At 68.4% G+C, this 19,202-nt stretch carries 17 protein-coding genes; 5 read left to right on the top strand and 12 right to left on the bottom strand.

The features are described 5' to 3' along the window. Positions 1-238 precede the first annotated feature (238 nt). Together ispD and ispF are read left to right on the top strand one after the other, a co-directional pair. Positions 239-1,006: a 2-C-methyl-D-erythritol 4-phosphate cytidylyltransferase gene (ispD, locus tag AB4Z48_RS17180; protein WP_441616004.1), complete on the top strand. Its 768-nt coding sequence runs from the start codon at positions 239-241 to the stop codon at positions 1,004-1,006. A 59-nt stretch (positions 1,007-1,065) separates the two neighbouring features. After that, positions 1,066-1,575, top strand: coding sequence for a 2-C-methyl-D-erythritol 2,4-cyclodiphosphate synthase (gene ispF / locus AB4Z48_RS17175; protein ID WP_441616002.1), 510 nt, complete (start codon positions 1,066-1,068; stop codon positions 1,573-1,575). Positions 1,576-1,627: 52 nt separating this feature from the next. On the opposite strand, the gene AB4Z48_RS17170 is transcribed toward ispF, so the two are convergent. From AB4Z48_RS17170 to ompR, 6 genes are all read right to left on the bottom strand, one after another. After that, complete coding sequence (locus AB4Z48_RS17170) at positions 1,628-2,197, bottom strand: GNAT family N-acetyltransferase (RefSeq protein ID WP_441616000.1); 570 nt, start codon at positions 2,195-2,197, stop codon at positions 1,628-1,630. A gap of 141 nt (positions 2,198-2,338) precedes the next feature. Next, complete coding sequence (locus tag AB4Z48_RS17165) at positions 2,339-2,860, bottom strand: carboxymuconolactone decarboxylase family protein (RefSeq protein ID WP_441615999.1); 522 nt, start codon at positions 2,858-2,860, stop codon at positions 2,339-2,341. 140 nt (positions 2,861-3,000) lie between these two features. After that, positions 3,001-3,549 (bottom strand): peroxiredoxin, encoded by a 549-nt coding sequence (locus AB4Z48_RS17160; RefSeq protein ID WP_441615997.1) that lies wholly within the window; start codon positions 3,547-3,549, stop codon positions 3,001-3,003. A 348-nt stretch (positions 3,550-3,897) separates the two neighbouring features. Then, positions 3,898-5,199 (bottom strand): MFS transporter, encoded by a 1,302-nt coding sequence (locus tag AB4Z48_RS17155; protein ID WP_441615995.1) that lies wholly within the window; start codon positions 5,197-5,199, stop codon positions 3,898-3,900. 378 nt (positions 5,200-5,577) lie between these two features. After that, entirely contained in the window at positions 5,578-6,927 is a 1,350-nt protein-coding gene (locus tag AB4Z48_RS17150) for an ATP-binding protein (RefSeq protein WP_441615993.1), read from the bottom strand. Positions 6,928-6,940: 13 nt separating this feature from the next. Then, positions 6,941-7,663 carry an osmolarity response regulator transcription factor OmpR gene (gene ompR / locus AB4Z48_RS17145; protein WP_006576352.1) on the bottom strand — a complete coding sequence of 241 codons (723 nt, stop codon included), beginning with the start codon at positions 7,661-7,663 and terminating at the stop codon, positions 6,941-6,943. Positions 7,664-7,955: 292 nt separating this feature from the next. Between ompR and AB4Z48_RS17140 the strand changes: the two genes are divergently transcribed. Next, the gene (locus tag AB4Z48_RS17140) at positions 7,956-8,342 is read left to right on the top strand and encodes a hypothetical protein (RefSeq protein WP_441615991.1); all 387 of its coding nucleotides are present in this window, start codon (positions 7,956-7,958) and stop codon (positions 8,340-8,342) included. A gap of 113 nt (positions 8,343-8,455) precedes the next feature. Here AB4Z48_RS17140 and AB4Z48_RS17135 read toward each other — a convergent pair whose 3' ends face one another. The 3 genes from AB4Z48_RS17135 to hpnD all read right to left on the bottom strand — a co-directional run bounded on the left by AB4Z48_RS17135 (position 8,456) and on the right by hpnD (position 11,713). Beyond that, entirely contained in the window at positions 8,456-9,352 is an 897-nt protein-coding gene (locus AB4Z48_RS17135; protein ID WP_441615989.1) for an SMP-30/gluconolactonase/LRE family protein, read from the bottom strand. A gap of 105 nt (positions 9,353-9,457) precedes the next feature. After that, on the bottom strand, positions 9,458-10,768 hold the full coding sequence (locus AB4Z48_RS17130) for a Zn-dependent hydrolase (protein WP_441615987.1): 1,311 nt from the start codon (positions 10,766-10,768) through the stop codon (positions 9,458-9,460). Between the two features lie 108 nt (positions 10,769-10,876). Next, positions 10,877-11,713, bottom strand: a complete 837-nt coding sequence (gene hpnD, locus AB4Z48_RS17125) for a presqualene diphosphate synthase HpnD (RefSeq protein WP_441615985.1) — start codon at positions 11,711-11,713, stop codon at positions 10,877-10,879. A 495-nt stretch (positions 11,714-12,208) separates the two neighbouring features. Here hpnD and AB4Z48_RS17120 point away from each other — a divergent pair, with 495 nt between their 5' ends. Together AB4Z48_RS17120 and AB4Z48_RS17115 are read left to right on the top strand one after the other, a co-directional pair. Continuing rightward, positions 12,209-13,306 carry an efflux RND transporter periplasmic adaptor subunit gene (locus tag AB4Z48_RS17120; protein ID WP_441615983.1) on the top strand — a complete coding sequence of 366 codons (1,098 nt, stop codon included), beginning with the start codon at positions 12,209-12,211 and terminating at the stop codon, positions 13,304-13,306. 10 nt (positions 13,307-13,316) lie between these two features. After that, complete coding sequence (locus tag AB4Z48_RS17115; RefSeq protein WP_441615981.1) at positions 13,317-16,430, top strand: efflux RND transporter permease subunit; 3,114 nt, start codon at positions 13,317-13,319, stop codon at positions 16,428-16,430. A 37-nt stretch (positions 16,431-16,467) separates the two neighbouring features. On the opposite strand, the gene AB4Z48_RS17110 is transcribed toward AB4Z48_RS17115, so the two are convergent. The 3 genes from AB4Z48_RS17110 to AB4Z48_RS17100 all read right to left on the bottom strand — a co-directional run bounded on the left by AB4Z48_RS17110 (position 16,468) and on the right by AB4Z48_RS17100 (position 19,171). Further along, complete coding sequence (locus tag AB4Z48_RS17110) at positions 16,468-16,878, bottom strand: DUF3830 family protein (RefSeq protein WP_441615979.1); 411 nt, start codon at positions 16,876-16,878, stop codon at positions 16,468-16,470. Positions 16,879-16,971: 93 nt separating this feature from the next. Next, positions 16,972-18,162 (bottom strand): amidase, encoded by a 1,191-nt coding sequence (locus tag AB4Z48_RS17105; RefSeq protein WP_441615977.1) that lies wholly within the window; start codon positions 18,160-18,162, stop codon positions 16,972-16,974. 28 nt (positions 18,163-18,190) lie between these two features. Further along, positions 18,191-19,171 (bottom strand): ABC transporter ATP-binding protein, encoded by a 981-nt coding sequence (locus AB4Z48_RS17100; RefSeq protein WP_441616502.1) that lies wholly within the window; start codon positions 19,169-19,171, stop codon positions 18,191-18,193. Positions 19,172-19,202 lie beyond the last annotated feature (31 nt).

Genomic DNA, 19,202 nt, shown 5'->3' with positions numbered 1-19,202 from the left:
GCGGTGCATGCGCCGCCCGCAAAAGACAAACGGGCCGCACGCTTTCATCGGCTTTTATCGCCCGCTTGTCCGCGGGCGAAGGCCGTATTATAGAATGCGCACCGAATCCACGTTTCAAGAAGCACGTTTCCATCGCCGCGTTTCCACGGCCGCGCCTGCCTGCCCCCCGAGGGGGCGGAATCCGCCGGCCTTGCAGCGCGTCCTGTGCCCCGCACCCACCTTGCTCCTTGCGCTATCCGTGTCTGCCCGCCGTTTTGCCCTGATTCCCTGTGCCGGTACCGGCAGCCGCGCCGGCGGAAGCCTGCCCAAGCAATACCAGACCGTGGCCGGCAGGCCGATGATCTGGTACGCACTCGCCGCCTTTGCTGCCTGTGACGCCATCAGCGCCACCGCGCTGGTGCTGGCGCCCGACGACATGCCGCTGGAGTCGCGCTTCGGCGCCGATGCCTTTGCCGGCCTGCGCTTCGATACCGCCTTCGTGGGTGGCGATACGCGCCACGCGTCGGTGCTGGCTGGCCTGCATCACCTGGCGCAGCTTGGCGCGACCGATCGCGACTGGGTGCTGGTGCACGATGCCGCGCGTCCCGGACTCACGCCCGCCATGATTCACGCGCTGGTGCGCGCGGTGGAGGGCGAGGGCGGCGAGGAAGACGGCCCCGACGCCGCCATCGGCGGCATCCTGGCCGTGCCGGTGCCCGACACGCTCAAGCGCGCCAACCCGGCGCCCGGCCAGAGTGCGGTGGTGCGCATCGGCGCCACAGTCTCGCGCGAAGGCCTCTGGCAGGCGCAGACTCCGCAGATGTTCCGCATCGGCGTGCTGCGCCAGGCCCTGCAGGAGGCGCTGGCGGCCGGCGCGGTGGTGACCGACGAGGCCAGCGCCATCGAGCGGCTGGGCCTGCATCCGCGCCTGGTGAACGGTTCGCTGCGCAACTTCAAGGTGACCTATCCGGAAGATTTCGCGCTGGCCGAACTGCTGCTGGGCGATGCCGCCGCGGTCAAGTCCTGAACTGCATTGCCTGATCCCGAATCCCGAACTCGTCTTTTTCCTCAAGGAGTGACGCTTCCATGACCCCATTCGATATCCGCGTCGGCCAAGGCTACGACGTGCACGCACTGGTGCCCGGCCGCAAGCTCATCCTGGGTGGCGTGGACATTCCCCACGACCGCGGCCTGCTGGGGCATTCCGACGCGGACGCGCTGCTCCATGCCATCACCGATGCGCTGTTCGGCGCGGCCGGCCTGGGCGATATCGGCCGTCATTTCCCCGATACCGATGCGCGCTTTGCCGGCGCGGACAGCCGCGCGCTGCTGCGCGAGGCGGCCAGGCGCGTGCGCGAGGCCGGCTACGAGATCGGTAACGTGGATGCGACGGTGATTGCGCAGGCGCCCAAGCTGGCGCCGCATATCGGCGGCATGGTAGCTAACCTGGCCGAGGATCTCGAACTGCCCGCGTCGAGTTGCAACGTCAAGGCCAAGACCAACGAGAAGCTCGGTTTCGAAGGCCGTCAGGAAGGGATCGTGGCGCAGGCCGTGGTGCTGATCTGGCGCGGCGCGATCACGCCTTCGCAGGACTGAAGACGCGGCTCGGGGGAGGTCGCCTCCAGGGGCGCGCGGGTAGTGGCGGCGTTCAGCCCGCGGGCGCGGCGGCGCCTTCGGGCGGCACGGCGTAGATGTAGTCGATCAGCCCGGCCATCGGCCCCGAGCGCGCACCGGCCTCGGTGCGCTTGACGAAGCCCATCTGCTGGCACAGCTGGTTGGCCGATTTCATCTCCGGCATGGTACGCACCAGCAGCGCACCGGCGCCGATGTCGCGCGCGCGCTGGATGCATACCTGCATCAGCGTGCGGCCCAGGCCGAGTCCGCGGGCCTGCGGGCTGACCGCCAGCAGGCGTGCCTCGGGCAGGGCCAGCGTGATGGTGCTGCCGTCCAGCGCCTGCAGGGTGGCGCCCGGGTGGCAGAACAGCACCGCGCCGCTGACGCCGTGATCGGTCTCGGCCACCCACCATTCCATTTCCGATGTGTTTGCCGCCAGTACGGATTTCATGCCCTGCTGGAACGATGCACGGCAATCCTCCATGATATCCAGCTCGTACTGCCCGTAAGCCTGCTGGGTCACGGCGGCGATGTCGCCCCAGTCATGCACGGCGGCAAGCCGGTAGCGAAAGCGCGGGGAGGTATGCGAGGGGAGGGTGCTCATGGCGAAGGGGGGCGAAGGCTGTGACCTTGCTGGATTGTAGGCCCTTCGGAGCACAAATGCAGTCAGTGAATTACCGACTTGGCGCGTCGGCAACAAAAGCCGGCGCGGCGGGACGGCTAGCGCCGTCCCGCCCGTGGATGCTTACTCTGCAGCGATCACATTGGCGGCTGCCACGATCACGGCGGCGATGCGGCCCACGTCACGCAGTTGCTGCGCCGTCATGCCTTGCTCGTTCTTGAGCAGATGGTAGTGCGACTTCACGCAGAACTGGCACTTGCCGACGATGGACGCCGCCAGCGCGTACATTTCGAAGCGGCGCTTGTCCACGCCGCCGTGCGTGGCGTACGCGTTCATGCGCAGGCCCGCGGGCTGGCTGGCCAGGTCGGGATCGTCGGCCATCTCGATGTACGGATACCAGACATTGTTCATGCCCATCAGCGCGGCGGCGGTCAGCACCGCGTTGGTTTCCTCGGGCGAGAGCACGCCGGCGTTGCGGATCGCATCGACGAGCACGCGGCTCTTGGCGGCGAAGGCGGCGGCCAGGGCCACGGCCACGGCATCATTGCCCTCGAGCGAGGAGCGCACGATGGTGCCGTCGAGGTTCAGGCGGATATCCTTGGCGTAGTCAGGAATCAGGCCCTTAATCGTGCTGATGAATTCCATACAAATCTCCTATCGGTACGGGCTCAAAAAACCCGCCATGGCGGGTTTCGAGGCGCGGGCCGAAGCCCGCGCGCAGATCGCCGCAGGCCGCCGGCAATGCATCACCGGCAGCCTGCGCAGCATGCAAGCGGTGCGGCTGCTTACAGCGTGGCGCCACCAACGGCGCGGTTGCACGGGCACAGTTCGTCCGTTTGCAGGCCGTCCAGGATACGCAGGACTTCGTCCGGGTTGCGGCCGACGTTCAGGTTGTTCACCGAGACGTGCTGGATGACATTGTCGGGGTCGACGATGAAGGTAGCGCGCAGGGCGACGCCGGCAGCGTGGTCACGCACGCCCAGCTGGTCGATCAGCGAGCCGGTCACGTCGGCGAATTGCCACTGGTCCAGCTTGCTCAGGTCCTTGTGTTCGCGGCGCCATGCCAGCTTCACGAATTCGTTGTCGGTCGAGCCGCCCAGCACGATCGCGTCGCGGTCGGCGAAGTCGCCGTTGAGCTTGGCGAAGGCAACGATTTCGGTCGGGCACACGAAGGTGAAATCCTTCGGGTAGAAGTAAATGATCTTCCACTTGCCTTCGAACGACTTCTCGGTGATGTCTTCAAAGGCCGACTGGCCATTCTCTTCATGGTTGTTGAAACCCGGCTTGACACCGACGACGTGGAAGGCTTCGATCTTGTCACCAACGGTCTTCATAGACTGCTCCTGGATACGGTTGAAGAGAGACGCTCGCGCTGCCGGCCAGCCGGGGGGGCGGGCCGCAGCGCAACGAACATGGATTATGCGTCATCCCCGCAGGCTGGGCTAATTGATATTCTCAAAGAGCCCGATAGCCAGCGCGGGAAGTCCGCGCGACCGGCAGTGCGTGCCAGGCGAGTGCCGGCTGACGACGAATGCCACGAATGCCGGCAGACGATAGTGGCCGCCTGATATTGCGGCCCCGTGTCAGCCAGGGCGGGGGCGCGCCGCACGCGTCGCATCGACCCGCCCGCCAGGGGCGGCGTGCCGGAACCGGAAGTCTACTCCACCGGCGCGCGCGGCGGTTCAGGCGGTCTTGCCCGCCGGCGCCGCATAGACGTGCTGCCGGCCGGCGCGGAAGATCACCAGCGTGGCGACCAGCCCGCACGCCGCGGCGAACATCAGCCACAAGCCGGGCGCGGCCTTGTTGCCGGTGCTGTGGATCAGGTAGGTGGAGATCGCCGGCGTGAAGCCGCCGAACAGGGCCGTGGCCAGGCTGTACGCGAGCGAAAAGCCTGCCGTGCGCACCGCGGGCGGCATCACTTCGGTCAGCGTCACCACCATGGCGCCGTTATAGCTGCCGTAGAGGAAGGACAGCCACAGCTCCACCATCAGCAGGCGGCTGAACGACGGTTCTGCCACCAGCCACGACACCGCCGGGTAGGCCGTGACCAGCGTGGCGATGGTGAAGATGATCAGCAGGGGCTTGCGGCCCACGCGGTCCGACACGGCACCCATCAGCGGCAGCCAGATGAAGTTGGACAGGCCGATGCAGATGGTCACGACCAGGTTGTCGACATCGTCGAGCTTGAGCACGGTCTTGCCGAAGGTCGGCGTATAGGCCGTGATCATGTAGAACGACACGGTGGTCATCACCACCAGCAAGCAGCCGGCAACGATGATGCGCCAGTTCTCGGCCATCGAGCGGTAGATCTCGCTGATGCTGGGGCGATGCTTGCGCGTCTTGAACTCCTCGGTTTCCTCCAGCGAACGGCGGATCAGGAACAGGAAAGGCACGATCAGGCAGCCGATCAGGAACGGCACGCGCCAGCCCCATTCGCCCATCTGCTCGGGCGACAGCAGCGAGTGCAGTATCACGCCGAGCAGGCCGGCGAAGATCACCGCCACCTGCTGGCTGGCCGATTGCCAGGCCACGTAGAAGCCCTTCTTGCCGGGCTTGGCGATTTCGGCCAGGTAGACCGAGACGCCGCCCAGTTCCACGCCGGCCGAAAAGCCCTGCAGCAGGCGGCCCGCCAGCACCAGCAGCGGCGCGGCCACGCCGATCGAGGCATAGCCCGGCACGCAGGCGATCAGCAAGGTACCCAGCGCCATCAGCACCAGCGTCAGGATCAGGCCTTTGCGGCGGCCGTGATGATCGATATAGGCGCCCAGCACGATGGCGCCGAGCGGGCGCATCAGGAAGCCCGCGCCGAAGGTCGCGAGCGAAAGCATGAGCGAAGCGAACTCATTGCCGCTGGGGAAGAACGTCTTGGCGATGGCGGCGGCGTAGAAGCCGTACACCATGAAGTCGTACATTTCCAGGAAGTTGCCGCTGACGACACGGAACACGGTACGGAACCCGTGCTGCTGGGATGGGGAGCTTGACATGTGGCTGTCTCTCGCAGACGCCGCCGGTTGGTCCCGGTGGCTTGATTGTGGTGATGACGGTCAGCGTGGCGGAGGCACCGTTCCCGGGCTTTTGCCTTGTCCTGGGGCGGCCTCCGGCTGATGGCGGGAGTGTGCGCCGGGGCGCTGTCATTCCGCTGTCAAAGGGCTTTCAAACAGATATCAATGGCTGTCGAAAACCTGTCAATGCGAGAGCGGGGTGTGGGGAGCGCCACTTGTCGGGTGCCACAGGAGTCGGCTTCGCAAGCCCGTGCGCGCCCGCAAAAGCGAAAGGCCATCGCGCGGTGCCCAGGCGGGCGCCGCGCGATGGCCTTCGATATGCGCGCCGGAACGTTGGCGCGAAGTGGCGGGAACGAGCGCCTAGGCCCGCTTGAAGAAGGCGCTGACCACCAGCCCGGTGCGCGGGGGCGGGCGGTTGGCCAGCATCAGCCTGCCGCCGTTGCGTTGCAGTATCCGGTTGACGATCGACATCCCCAGGCCTGCGCCCTTGGCTTCGCTGCGCGCGCCGTCGAGCCGGTAGAACGGCCGGGTCAGCAGCGGCAGTTGCGCCTCCGGCACGCCGCTGCCATTGTCGGCCACGGTCAGCACCGCTTCCTTGTCCTCGATGCGCGTGCTGATCTCGACCACGGCCACGCCGTTATCCTCGTCCTTGGCATAGCGCCGGGCGTTTTCCACCAGGTTGTCCAGGATGCGCTGCACTTCCATGCGGTTGGCGACGGCCATGACCGGCTCGCCGGCGCGCACATGCACGCGCACGTCGTCGTGCGCGCCGTAGACGCCCACCGCGTCCTGCACCAGCGCCGACAGGTCCACCGGCTCCACGGTTTCCAGCGCCGGCCGCGCATAGTTGAGGAACTGGCCGATGATGGCGTCCATCTGCTCGATGTCCGCGATCATGGCCTCGCGCGTGGAGTCGTCCACGGGCGACATCTCGGTCTCCAGCCGCAGCCGCGTGAGCGGGGTGCGCAGATCGTGCGAGATGCCGGCCAGCATGACCACGCGATCGTCGTCGAGCTGGCGCAGGTCGTGCACCATCTGGTTGAAGCTGTGATTGGCCAGCGCCACTTCGCTGGCGCCGTGCTCGGGCAACGTGGGCGGGTCGCCGCCGCCGCCGATGGCGCGCGCCGCGTTGGCCAGCCGCTTGAGCGGGTGGTTGACCAGCGAGGTGATGAAGGCGGCGCCGATGATCGACAGCAGCAGCGCGGCGATACTCCACCATAGCCACTGGATGCCTGGCACGCGTTCGAAGCGCTCGGGGCTGATCGCTACCCAGTAGTCATCGCCCTCGATCTCGAAGCTGACCCACACGCCGGGAATATCGTTGACGGTGGTGGCGAGGACGGTGTCCTCGCCGAGCCGGCCGCGGATCTCCTGCTGCACCAGCTGGGTCAGGAAGGGGTTCGTGGTCGGTACCGAGAAGTCGTCGTCTTTCTCGCGCGGGTAGACCTTGATGCCTTCGTTCTGCACCAGGTCGAGCAGCAGGAAGCGCCGCCGCGCGGGGTCGGAATAGAGCAGGGCAGCGCGCGTGAGCTTGACCACGCTGACCACCTGCATGGCAATCTGCTGGGCGCGCGGCGCGCGTTCGAAGAGCCGGTAGCTCTGGAACCAGATACCCAGCGAGAGGGCCAGCAGGAGGGCGATCAGCATGAAGGTTCGCCAGAATAGCGAACCGAACAGGCGCGTAGCCGTGCGGCTGAAAACAGTCGCCACGATCCCCGGCGCCTTACTTCACGCCATCGGGGATGAATACGTAGCCGAGGCCCCAGACCGTCTGGATGAAGCGCGGGTTGCCCGGGTCGGGCTCGATGAGCTTGCGCAGGCGGGAGATCTGCACGTCGAGGCTGCGGTCGAAGACTTCATACTCGCGGCCGCGCGCCATTTCCATGAGCTTTTCGCGCGACAGCGGCTGGCGCGGATGGCGGGCAAATACCTTGAGCACCGAGAATTCGCCGGTGGTCAGGGTGATTTCTTCGTCGTTCTTGGTCAGCGTGCGCGTGGCGAGGTTGAGCACGAAGTCGCCGAAGGCGAACGTTTCCGGCGTCTCCGACGGTGCGCCGGGCACTTCGGCCGGGCCCTTGCGGCGCAGCACCGCATGGATGCGTGCGATCAGCTCGCGCGGGTTGAACGGCTTGGGGAGGTAGTCGTCGGCGCCCATTTCGAGCCCGACGATGCGGTCGACGTCCTCGCCCTTGGCGGTGAGCATGATGATGGGCGTCTGGTCATTGGCGCCGCGCAGGCGGCGGCAGATCGACAGGCCGTCCTCGCCGGGCATCATCAGGTCGAGGACCAGCAGGTCGAAGCGCTCGCGCAACCACAGCTTGTTCATCGCGGTGGCGTTTTCCGCTACCAGTACCGTGAAGCCCTGTTCGCCAAGGTAACGGCGCAGCAGGTCGCGCAGACGGGGGTCGTCGTCTACGACGAGAATCTTGTGACTGGTATTTTCCATGGCGGTATCTTAGCGACAATCGCTTTCGGTCAAAATGGCTTAACAAAAGGTTACATACTTTACCGCGTGGTATGGCGGTGCGCATCCACCCTGCTTGTACACTGCCGCATACCGTTTCCGCAGCTGCCTCCGCGCGCGCTTTTTCTGCTCTGTTCGCGTGCTTTGTCAGCGCATTTCGCGGTTGCCTGCCAGGCTGGCAGGCAAGCCCCGACGGCGTGCGGCTGGATAACGGGATTTCCGGCTTCCGGCGGCCAGACGGCCGCTGTTTCAGAAGCTAAAACCGCTATTATCAATGAAAGTCACCCGCAAGCGCGCCGGGCAACTCCTTTATCATGCCGGCGCGACGGCAGTACTGCTGCTTGCCGCCGGCGCAGCGCTCCCCCAGTCGCCCGGCATCGCACATCTGCTGCCGGCACCGGGCCGGGCGGCTTCCCCCGTCGCTCCCATGCCCGCGGGCACTCCCAATGGCCTCGGCGCCCGCGACGGGTTTCCCCGCAACGACCGCGAGCGCCTGAACCAGGACGAGGCGCGCGCGCACGCCGGCAAGGCCCGCGCCGAGCGCAGCCTCAATGACCGCCTTCCGCGCACCTTGCCCAACGACAAGCTGTCGCCCGACGAGCGACGCAAGCTGCGCCAGAGCCTCTACGACCTCGGCAGGGAGATGTACCAGGGCGGCTGACGCCACTCTGGCATGAGCTTGCCACCATTCGTGGCAGCGGGGATATCGGCGTCCGTCCTACTTGGCCGGGTCCGGGCTTGCACGTGGCTGCCGGCCCCGGCGGCGCAACGCGCTCAGGGCAGGCCGGCGTGCGGCACTTCCACCTCGGTCATCAGGACATGGCCAAGGTGGGAGGCACGCCGCTGCGCCTCGTCGAAGTTCGGCGCCGCGGCGAGGAACAGGGTCCTGCCGTGCGGGCCACCCAGCGCGGCGGCAAAGACGCCCGTGCCGCAGGCGATTTCCTCGGCGATATGGCCGCCCGGCATGACCCGCAGCACGCGGTTGCCGATCGCATCCGCCACCCACAGCGCGCCTTCGGCATCCTGCGCGCAGCCGTCCGGTGCGACCCTGGCGCCGCCCAGGACCTGCGCCAGTTCGGTCCCGGCAGGCTGGCTGCCGAACAGCGCCCAGTCGCGCCGCGGGCCCAGCGAGCCATCGTCGTGCAGGTCGAAGGCCGATATGCGGTTGCCCAGGGTCTCGCCCACCACCAGCGTCTTGCCGTCCGGCGTGATCACCGAGCCATTGGGGAAGAACAGGCCATCCGCCACCACCGACACCGTGCCGTCCGGGTCGACGCGCGCCAGGCTGGCGGTGCGCATCGGCGCGCCGGCCATCAGGTCGAAGCCGAAATTGCCGACGTAAGCGCGGCCGTGCCGGTCGACCACCATGTCGTTGACGTGCCCGGTGGCGACGGCCGAGAGGTCGGCGTGCACCGCCAGGCTGCCATCGGGCTCGCGCCGCAGCAGCTTGCGGTCGCGCATGGAGACGATCAGCAGGCGCCCGTCCGGCAGCCAGCCAAGGCCGGACGGCTGCTGCGGCACCTCGGCGATCTGCTCCACGCTGCCGTCCAGGCTCACCGCGATCACCCGCTGGCTATAGAAGTCCGAGAGCCAGAGCCGGTCCTCATGCCAGCGTGGGCCTTCCAGGAAGGTGTGGCCCTCCGTCAGCACCGACAGTCTGCGTTGCGCCATGCGCGTCTCCTTTGTGATCTTTCGATCTTGTGATTGGTGTGCCTTTCATCCAATACGATTTACGGGGAGACCGCAAGCGCACCGCGCCCGGACAGCAAAGCGGGATCAGGCGCGCGGCTGGAAATGCCGCAGGAAATCGACGAACACCTCGGCCGCGAGCTGGGCGTCTTCGGCGGTGATGGTCTCCAGCGGATTGTGGCTGATGCCACCGTTGCCGCAGCGCACGAACAGCATGGCCACATCGGTGATGCGCTGCATCATCATGGCGTCGTGGCCGGCGCCCGAGGGCAGCTCGAACGCGTCCAGCCCGCGCTTCCTGAGCACGGCGCCGAACTGGTCCATCAGCCAGCGCGCGCAGGGCGCATTGTTGACCGGCGTCACCCGTTCGACCTCGGCGGCCAGGCCGCGGCGCGCCGCGATGGCCTGGATGCCGGCCAGGATGTCGGCGATGGCGGCTTCGCGGATGGCGTCCTCGCCGGCACGGATGTCCATCGAGAACACGCATTCGGCGGGAATGACGTTGCTGGACCCGTTCGGCACCTGCAACTGGCCGACGGTACCCACCAGCGTCGGCGCCTCGCCGCAGCGCCGCTCCACCAGCAGCACCATCTCGGCGGCGGCGGCGGCGGCATCCTTGCGCATGGTCATGGGCGTGGTGCCGGCGTGGCTGGCGAGGCCCTGCACGCGCACCTGGAAACGGCTGCTGCCGGCGATCTGCGTCACCACGCCGAGCGGCAGTTCGTGGTGGAGCAGGACCGGCCCCTGTTCGATATGGACTTCGACGAAGCCGTGCAGGGTGGCAGGGTCGACCGCAGCAGCCCGCAAGGCATCGGGGTCGCCCGCGCCCGGCAGGCCGGAGGTGGCCAGCGCTTCGCGCATCGTTACCCCATCGGTATCGCTGCGCTCCGGCAGGGCCGGGTCGAAGCGGCCGGCCAGCACGCTGCTGGCCAGGAAGCTGGTCTTGAAGCGCAGCCCTTCCTCCTCGGCAAAGGCCACCACGTCGAAGTGGTAGGGCAGGCGGATGCCGGCCGCGTTGAGCGCACCCGCCACGGCGACCGGCAGCAGGATGCCGAGCCGGCCGTCGTAGCGGCCGCCGTTGCGCACCGTGTCGAAGTGCGAACCCGTCATCAGCACGCGGGCCGCTTCGCCCGCGGCGGGATCGGCGGCGTAGCGGCCGATCACGTTGCCAATGGCGTCGATGCGCACCGCCATGCCGGCTTCGCGCATCCAGTCAGCCAGCTGGGCTTGCGCGGCGCGGTGGGCCGTGGTCAGGTAGGCGCAGGTCAGGCCGCCTTCCATGTCCGAGAAGCGCGCCAGCGCGGCGGCCTGGTCGAGGATGGCCTGGCCGAGCGACAGGCTGGCTTGCGGGGATTGGGCGGATTGGGCGGATTGGCTGGGTTGGGCCGATGGGGTCATGGCAGGCAGGGCAGGGGGAAGCGCAAATGGCCGCACGCCCTTGGGCGGGCAGCGCGGATCAGGACAATCAGATTCAGGATGATAGCGCCGGCGCGCCGGGGGCGGTGCCTAGCGGTTGAGCATCCACGTCTTCCATGCAATCCACAGCTTGCGCATGGGGGTGAGCGAGATGCGCTGGCCGAGCACCTGGAAGTCGCTGGCCTCGAGTTCGTCGAGCAGCGTCTGGCAGAGCGCGCCCATCACCAGGCCGGCGCGCTGGGCACGGCGGTCGGTGCGCGGCAGCAGGGCCAGCGCCTCGCGGTACAGCGTGCGCGCCTGGCCGGCCCGTTCGCGCATCAACGCCACGAAGCGGTCCGAATGCGTGCCCTGGGTGATCTCCGAGGCAGGCACCTGGAAGCGCTGCAGCGTGTTTACCGGCAGGTAGATGCGGCCGCGGCGCGCGTCCTCGCCCACGTCGCGCAGGATATCGACCATCTGCAGCGACAAGCCGAGCTTTTCGGCGAATTCGAGCGTGCGCGGATCCTGGTAGCCGAGCATGCGCGCGCTCATGGTCCCGACCACGCCGGCCACGCAATGGCAATAGCGCGCCAGCGCGATGTCGTCGAGGTAGCGGGACTGGGTCAGGTCCATCTCCATGCCTTCGAGCACCTCGCCGAACATGGCCTGCGTCAGGCCGCTGGCCTGCAGGTGCGGCTGCAGCGCCTTGGTCACCGGGTGGGTGGGGGCGCCCCTGAACATCTGGCCGAGTTCGTTGCGCCACCAGGCAAGCTGCTGGTGCGCCACGCTTTCATCGTGGGTGTCATCGACGACCAGGCTGAGTTCCTTGCACCAGGCAAAGAGCGCGGTCATCGCCTGCCGCCGCGCGGGGGGCAGGAACAGGAGGCTGTAGTACAGGCTGGAGCCGCTCGCGGCGGCTTTTTCTTGGCAATACTGATCGGGCGTCACGCCGTTCTCGGGTCGGTGAAGTGGGGCATTCCGCGGTGCGCGGCGGGGTCCGCGCGGGCGACGCGGCGGATTGTAGCACTGCGCTCGCGCGGCCCGCGCCGCCGCCGCCGCGGGTGCAGCGGATGCAGCGAGGGGCCGGAACGCGCGCAAGGTCTCGCCCGGACACGGCTGCGGCATTTCGCCACTGGAGCCAGGCTGCGGCCTGGCGCCTGTGCTTTCTGCGCCCGGCCGGCCGGTCCGCGGGCGCTTTTGGCTGTGTCCGTCGCGGATGGCAATTTGACGCATCCGGGTCAGCCCCGCTATATTACTGACCGACGAGTTATTAAATTCGCCATCGTCCCGTGCATAGCCCGCAGTCCCACCGCGCAGTCCCACCGATCTCACGCTTAACTCATGCCAGTGCCTTGTCCCAGGCCGGATGTTGCGGCCGTCGATGTGCTTTTCCCATCGCTTCCTGATGTTGCCAGGCCCGCTTCCGGGACTGGCGGGCTGCGCATGCCCGGACGGGTCACCACGCTGGCGCTGGCCTGCCTGCTTTGCCTGCTGGCCGGCTGCGGCCCCAAGGCCGCGCGTGCGCCGGAGATCCGCCCGGTGCGCCTGATGCACCTGCAGGCGGGCGCGGGCAAGACCGATCTGGAGTTCTCCGGCGATGTCCGGCCCCGCATCGAGTCGCGGCTGGGATTCCGCGTCGGGGGCAAGATTGCCGCCCGGCTGGTGGACGTGGGCGCCACGGTGCGCAAGGGGCAGCCGCTGGCGCGTCTCGATCCGACCGACCTGGGTCTGGCCGAAGCCAGTTCGCGCGCGCAGTTCGATGCGGCCAGGACCGACCGCGATCTCGCCGCGGCAGACCTCAAGCGTTACAACGACCTGTTCGCCAAGGGCTTTATCAGCGCCGCGGAGCAGCAGCGCCGCCAGGCCACGCTGGACGCTGCCGCGTCGCGCCTGCGCCAGGCCGAGGCGGGGCTGCGCAACCAGTCCAACCAGACCGCCTATGCGGTGCTGCCCGCCGATGCCGACGGCGTGGTCACTGCGATCGATGCCGAAGTCGGCCAGGTAGTCACGGCCGGGCAATCGGTGGTGCGGGTGGCGCAGACCGCCGAGAAAGAAGTGGCGGTGGGCCTGCCCGAGGATCAGGTGGAACGCCTGCGCGGCATTTCCGACGTGACGGTGCGGACCTGGGCCGGGCCGGCTCGTGCGCTGCCCGGCCATGTTCGCGAGATCGCGCCGATGGCGGACCCGGTCACGCGGACCTACGCCGCGCGCATCAGCGTGCCCAACCCGCCGGCCGACTTCAAGTTCGGCATGACCGCGGTGGTGACCTTCACCCGTACCGGCGACAGCACGGCGCTGCGCGTGCCGCTGTCCGCCTTGCTGCAGCAGGACGGCAGCAACCAGGTCTGGGTATACGAAAGCGCTGCCGGCACGGTAAGCCCGGTCAGCGTGACGCTGGGCGAGCTGCAGGGCAACGAAGTGCAGGTCACCAAGGGGCTGGTGCCGGGGCAGACCATCGTCACGGCCGGCGTGCACCTGCTCAAGCCGGGCCAGAAGGTCAAGCCGCTGCAATCCGTGGCGCCAGCCACCGCGCGCAACTGAGGCGCGCTGCATGGAACATTCCCGCTTCAATCTTTCGCGCTGGGCGCTCGAGCACCAGCCGCTGACCCGCTACCTGCTGGTGGTGCTGCTGCTGGGCGGGCTCTTCGCGTTCTTCCAGCTCGGGCAGGACGAGGATCCGCCCTTCACCTTCCGCGTGATGGTGGTGCAAGCCTTCTGGCCCGGCGCCACCGCCGAGCAGATCGCGGTGCAGGTGACCGACAAGATCGAGCGCCAGTTGCAGGAAGTGCCGTACGCCGACAAGATCCGCAGCTTCTCCAAGCCCGGCGAGACCACGGTGATCTTCCAGCTCAAGGACACCTCGCCGGCCAGGGACACCGCGCAGATCTGGTACACGGTGCGGAAGAAGGTCGGCGACATCGCGCAGACGCTGCCGGCGGGCGTGCGCGGGCCATACTTCAACGACGAGTTCGGTGACGTGTACGGCTCGATCTACGCGCTCTCCGCCGACGGTTTCAACTACAAGGAGCTGCGCGAGTACGCCGACCTGGTGCGCCAGCAGCTGCTGCGCGTGCCCTCGGTGGCCAAGGTGGCGCTGATCGGGCTGCAGGACGAGAAGATCTTCATCGAGTTCAACCAGGCCCGCTTCGCCCAGCTCGGCCTCGATATCAACGCCATCGCCGACCAGATCTCGCAGCAGAACAGCATGAACGCCAGCGGCGTGCTGGTGACGCCGGGCGACAACCTGCAGGTGCGCCTGTCGGGCCAGTTCGCCAAGGTGGCCGACCTGGAGAACCTGGTACTGCGCGGGCCCAGCGGCGCGGCCAATATCCGCCTGGGTGACATCGCCCACGTCTACCGCGGCTATGTAGACCCGCCGCAGAGCAAGATGCGCTTCCAGGGCAAGGAAGTGATCGGCCTCGGCATCTCGATGGAGAAGGGCGGCGACATCATCGCGCTGGGCAAGAACCTGCGCGCCGCCATGGACGGCATGCGCGGGCAGCTGCCGGTCGGCATCGAGCTGGACCAGGTGCAGAACCAGCCCGAGGCGGTGGAGCGCTCGGTGGGCGAGTTCGTGCACGTGCTGATCGAGGCGGTGGTGATCGTGCTGGGTGTCAGCTTCGTTTCGCTCGGCCTGCACACCAGGCCGTTGCGGCTGGACGTGCGCCCGGGGCTGGTGGTCGCATTGACCATCCCGCTGGTGCTGGCCGTCACCTTCCTGTTCATGAACATGTTCGGCATCGGCCTGCACAAGATCTCGCTCGGCGCGCTGATCGTGGCGCTCGGCCTGCTGGTGGACGACGCCATCATCGCGGTGGAGATGATGGTGCGCAAGCTTGAAGAGGGCTTCTCCAAGATGGAGGCGGCCACCTTCGCCTACACCTCCACCGCGATGCCGATGCTGACCGGCACGCTGATCACCGCCGCCGGCTTCCTGCCGGTGGGGCTGGCACGCTCCACCGTGGGCGAGTACACCTTCGCCATCTTCGCCGTGACGGCGCTGGCGCTGGTGCTGTCGTGGCTGGCCGCGGTCTACTTCACGCCCTACCTGGGCTACCTGCTGCTCAAGGCCAGGCCGGCCGGCGAGGGCGCCCATCACGAAGTCTTCGACACGCCGTTCTACAATCGCTTCCGCCAGCTGGTGAACTGGTGCGTCACCTGGCGCAAGACCGTGATCGCCGTCACCCTGGTGGCCTTCGGGCTCGGCTTGTACGCCTTCAAGTTCGTCGAGAAGCAGTTCTTCCCGGATTCCAGCCGCCCCGAGCTGATGGTGGAGCTGTGGCTGCCCGAAGGCAGCAGCTTCGCCCAGACCGAGGCCGAGACCAAGCGCTTCGAGCGCGCGCTGCGCGCGGACCGCGAGATCGCCAGCCTGACCAGCTTCGTCGGCAGCGGCGCGCCGCGCTTCTACCTGCCGCTGGACCAGATCTTCCCGCAGAGCAACGTGGCCCAGGTGATCGTGCTGCCCGCCGACGTGGCGTTGCGCGACCGCGTGCGCCAGCGCGTCACCAGCCTGCTGGCGACCGATTTCCCGCAGCTGCGCGGACGTGTCAAGCTGCTGCCGAACGGCCCGCCCGTGCCTTACCCGGTGCAGTTCCGCGTGATCGGCCCGGACGCCGCCGGCGTGCGCAAGCTGGCCGACCAGGTCAAGGCCGTGATGAGCGCCAACCCCAACACGCAGGGCGTCAACGATAACTGGAACGAGAGCGTCAAGGTGCTGCGCCTGGATATCGACCAGGACAAGGCGCGCGCGCTCGGCGTCAGCAGCACCGCCATCGCCCGCGTGACCCAGACCGTGCTCACCGGCGTGGCGGTCGGCCAGTATCGCGACGGCGACAAGCTGATCGATATCCTGATGCGCGCCCCGCGCAACGAGCGCGATGCCATGTCGGACCTGCAGAACGTGCAGGTGCCCACGGCCAATGGCCGCGTGGTGCCGCTGACGCAGGTGGCGCGCATTGCCTTCCGCTCCGAGCCCGGCGTGATCTGGCGCGAGAACCGCGACTTCGGCGTGACCGTGCAGTCCGACGTGGTGGAGGGCATCCAGGGACCCACCGTGACCGCGCAGATCAATCCCAAGCTCGATCCGCTGCGGGCGCAGCTGCCGGCCGGCTACCGCATCACCATCGCCGGCGCCGAGGAAGAAAGCGGCAAGGCCGGCGCTTCCATCGCCGCGCAGTTGCCGCTGTGCATCTTCCTTATCTTCACGCTGCTGATGCTGCAGCTGCACAGCTTCTCGCGCGCGCTGATGGTGTTCCTGACCGGCCCGCTGGGGCTGATCGGCGCGGCCGCCACGCTGCTGCTGCTGAGCGCGCCGATGGGCTTCGTGGCCCAGCTCGGCATCACCGCGCTGCTCGGCATGATCATCCGCAACTCGGTCATCCTGGTCGACCAGATCGAGCAGGACGTGCGCGGCGGCGCGGCGGTATGGGATGCGATCGTGGAATCGGCGGTGCGCCGCTGCCGCCCCATCATCCTGACCGCGGCGGCGGCCGTGCTGGCCATGATCCCGCTGTCGCGCTCGGTGTTCTGGGGGCCGATGGCCGTGGCCATCATGGGCGGGCTGATCGTGGCCACGGCGCTGACGCTGCTGTTCCTGCCGGCGCTCTATGCGGCCTGGTTCCGGGTCAGGGCGCCGGAGGCAGGATCCGCCCTGGTGGCGCGCTGAGCGCCGGATGCGGGGCGCTGCCGGCGCGCCCCGCGACTCACATCGCTTCGAACACCACGTCCTGCGCGCCTTCCCACAGCACCTTGGTGCCGAGCGCCCGCAGGTTTTCCTTGCCTTCCACGATGGTCAGGAAGTGGTTGCCGGCAAGCTGGCCCATCTTGCTGGCGAAGCAGCAGCTGCCGTAGGCCAGGATGATCTCGGTCTCGCTGTAGCCACCCGGGTAGAACAGGATGTCGCCCACCGACGGGTGGCTGGTGTGGTTCTCGAAGTCCACGCCGAGCCTGAACTCGCCCAGCGGGATCCAGCAGCCTTCGCCGCTCCAGCGCACATGGATCAGTTTTTGCCGGTAGGGCAGCAGCTTGGTGAAGGCCGCCACGGTCAGCGGGGCGTCGGGGTTGGTCTCGGCGACGAACTGATAGCCGCCGGCGGCGATGCGGATGCGGGCCATTGAGGCTCTCCTTGTCTTGTCGGAAAATCGGGCAGAAATGCGCGCGCCGCCGGGTTGGCCGGCGGCGCGCGGGAAAAGCAGGCGCAATGTAGCTTAGCCTAGTGCCTTCACCAGGCTTTGCGCAAATGCGATCAGGCTGCGGTCGCTGCCGGCGGGGCCCATCAGGGACAGGCCGAGCGGCGCGCCGGCGCGGCCCGACAGCGGCAGGCTCATCTGCGGGAAGCCGGTCAGCGGCGCCAGGCAGAGGATCTGGGACGAGCGGTTGCGGTAATCCTCGAGCGTGTCGCCGTCGGCGTCCGAGAGCGGCGCGATGTCGGGCATGCTCGGCATCAGCAGGACGCCGTCGTCGCCGAGCAGGGCGCCGATGTGCGCGGTGACGGCGCGGCGGAGCGCGCTCGAGGCCTCGAACTGCGCCGCCGTGACCCCCTTGGAAAAGGCAAAGCGCCCGGCCACGTCGGGGCCGAGCTGCAGGCCGTATTGCTCGATCAGCTCGCCGTCGGCCTGCCAGGCTTCCCAGCCCTGCACGTAGCGGAAGGCCCACCAGATATCCTCGATCGGCCGGTCCGCCACGGCGACCGGCGCGGCCTTGCCGAGGGCGGCTTCGATGCGGCCGACCACCGGTAGCAGCGCATCCAGCGCGGGCGCGGTGGGCAGGCGGAACAGGTCTTCGGCCAGCAGCAGGCGCGGGGCCGACGGCAGGGGGCGGCTGTCGGTGCCCAACAGGACGTCGGCCACGCGCGAGAAGGTGCCGATATCGCGCGCGAAGAAGCCGCAGGTGTCGAGGCTCTCGGCCAGCGCCAGGGTGCGCTCCAGCGAGATGCGGCCGTGGGTGGGGCGGATGCCGTACAGGCCGCAATGGCTGGCCGGCGCGCGCACCGAGCCGCCGGTGTCGCTGCCGAGCGCGAAGTCGCACAGCCGGTTGGATACCGCCGAGGCCGAGCCGGACGAGGAGCCGCCGGTGATGCGCCCGGGCGCAGCGCCGTTGACCGGCGAGCCGTAGTGGGCGTTCTTGCCGTTCATCGAGAAGGCCAGTTCGTCGGTATGGGTCTTGCCGACGAAGGCCGCGCCGGCGTCCAGCAGGCGCTGCACGGCGGGTGCGGTGCCGGTCTTGATGCCGGACAGCGCCAGCACATGCGGATTGCCGCCGCCGGTGGGGTAGCCGGCCACGTCGAACAGGTCCTTGGCCGCGAAGGTGAGGCCGTGGAGCGGGCCCGACGGCGCATTGGGGACGTCGGCGGCGGGATACGGCATGAAGGCGCGGGCGGGATGGGTGGCCAGGGACATATCGGTCGGGTTCCTAGTATCGGGATTCTCAGGCGGCAACTTCTGCAACGGCGGGCTCGGACACCAGCATACAGCTCACGCGGTGTCCGTGGCCAAGATCGGTGGCGGCGGGCACCTGGGCCAGGCAGGACGGGCGCGCATGGGCGCAGCGCGGCGCAAAGGTGCAGCCGGGCGGCAGCGCGGCCAGGTCGGGCGGCGAGCCGGCAATGGTCTGCAGCCGCTGGCCGCGGTCCATGCCGTGCTGGCGGCTTTGCAGCAGCGCGATGGTGTAAGGGTGGCGGGCGGCGCGCAGCAGCGTGCGGATCGGCCCTTCCTCGACGATGCGCCCGCCGTACATCACCGCCACGCGGTCGGCGATCTCCACCGCCGCGCCGATGTCGTGCGTGACGAACACGATCGACAGGCCCAGCTCGCGCTGCAGCTCGCGCAGCAGGATCAGCACCTGGATCTGCACGGTGGCGTCGAGCGCGGTGGTGGGTTCGTCGGCCAGCAGCACCTTGGGGCTGGCCGACAGCGCCAGCGCGATCATGGCGCGCTGGCGCATGCCGCCGGACATCTCGTGCGGGTAGGCCGCCAGGCGCCGCTCGGGGCTGGGAATGCGCACCGACTCCAGCGCGCGCAGCGCGCGCTGGCGCGCCTCGGCGGCGGACACGCGCGCATGGGTGCGGATGCACTCGATGATCTGCTGGCCCACCGTGTAGACCGGGTCCAGCGCCAGCAGCGGCTCCTGGAACACCATCGCCACCGTGCCACCGCGCAGGCGCTGCAGCGCGCGCGCATCGAGCGCCATGACGTCGGCGCCGTCGATGCGGATGCTGCCTTCCATGCGCGTGCGGCGCGGCGGGTGCAGGCGCATCAGCGCGCGCAGGGTCACGCTCTTGCCCGAGCCGGACTCGCCGATCAGGGCCAGCGCCTCGCCCGGCGCCACGTCCAGCGACACGCCGTTGACGGCGCGGATGGTCTTGCCGCTGCCGGAGAAAGTCACGCGCAGGTCGCGCACCGATACCATCGGGGCCGTGGAGGCTTGCTGTTCGGTGTTG

It is taken from the genome of Cupriavidus sp. 2TAF22 (genome assembly GCF_052115045.1).
Lineage (GTDB): Bacteria > Pseudomonadota > Gammaproteobacteria > Burkholderiales > Burkholderiaceae > Cupriavidus.
This window is presented reverse-complemented; position numbering and strand designations above follow the sequence as displayed.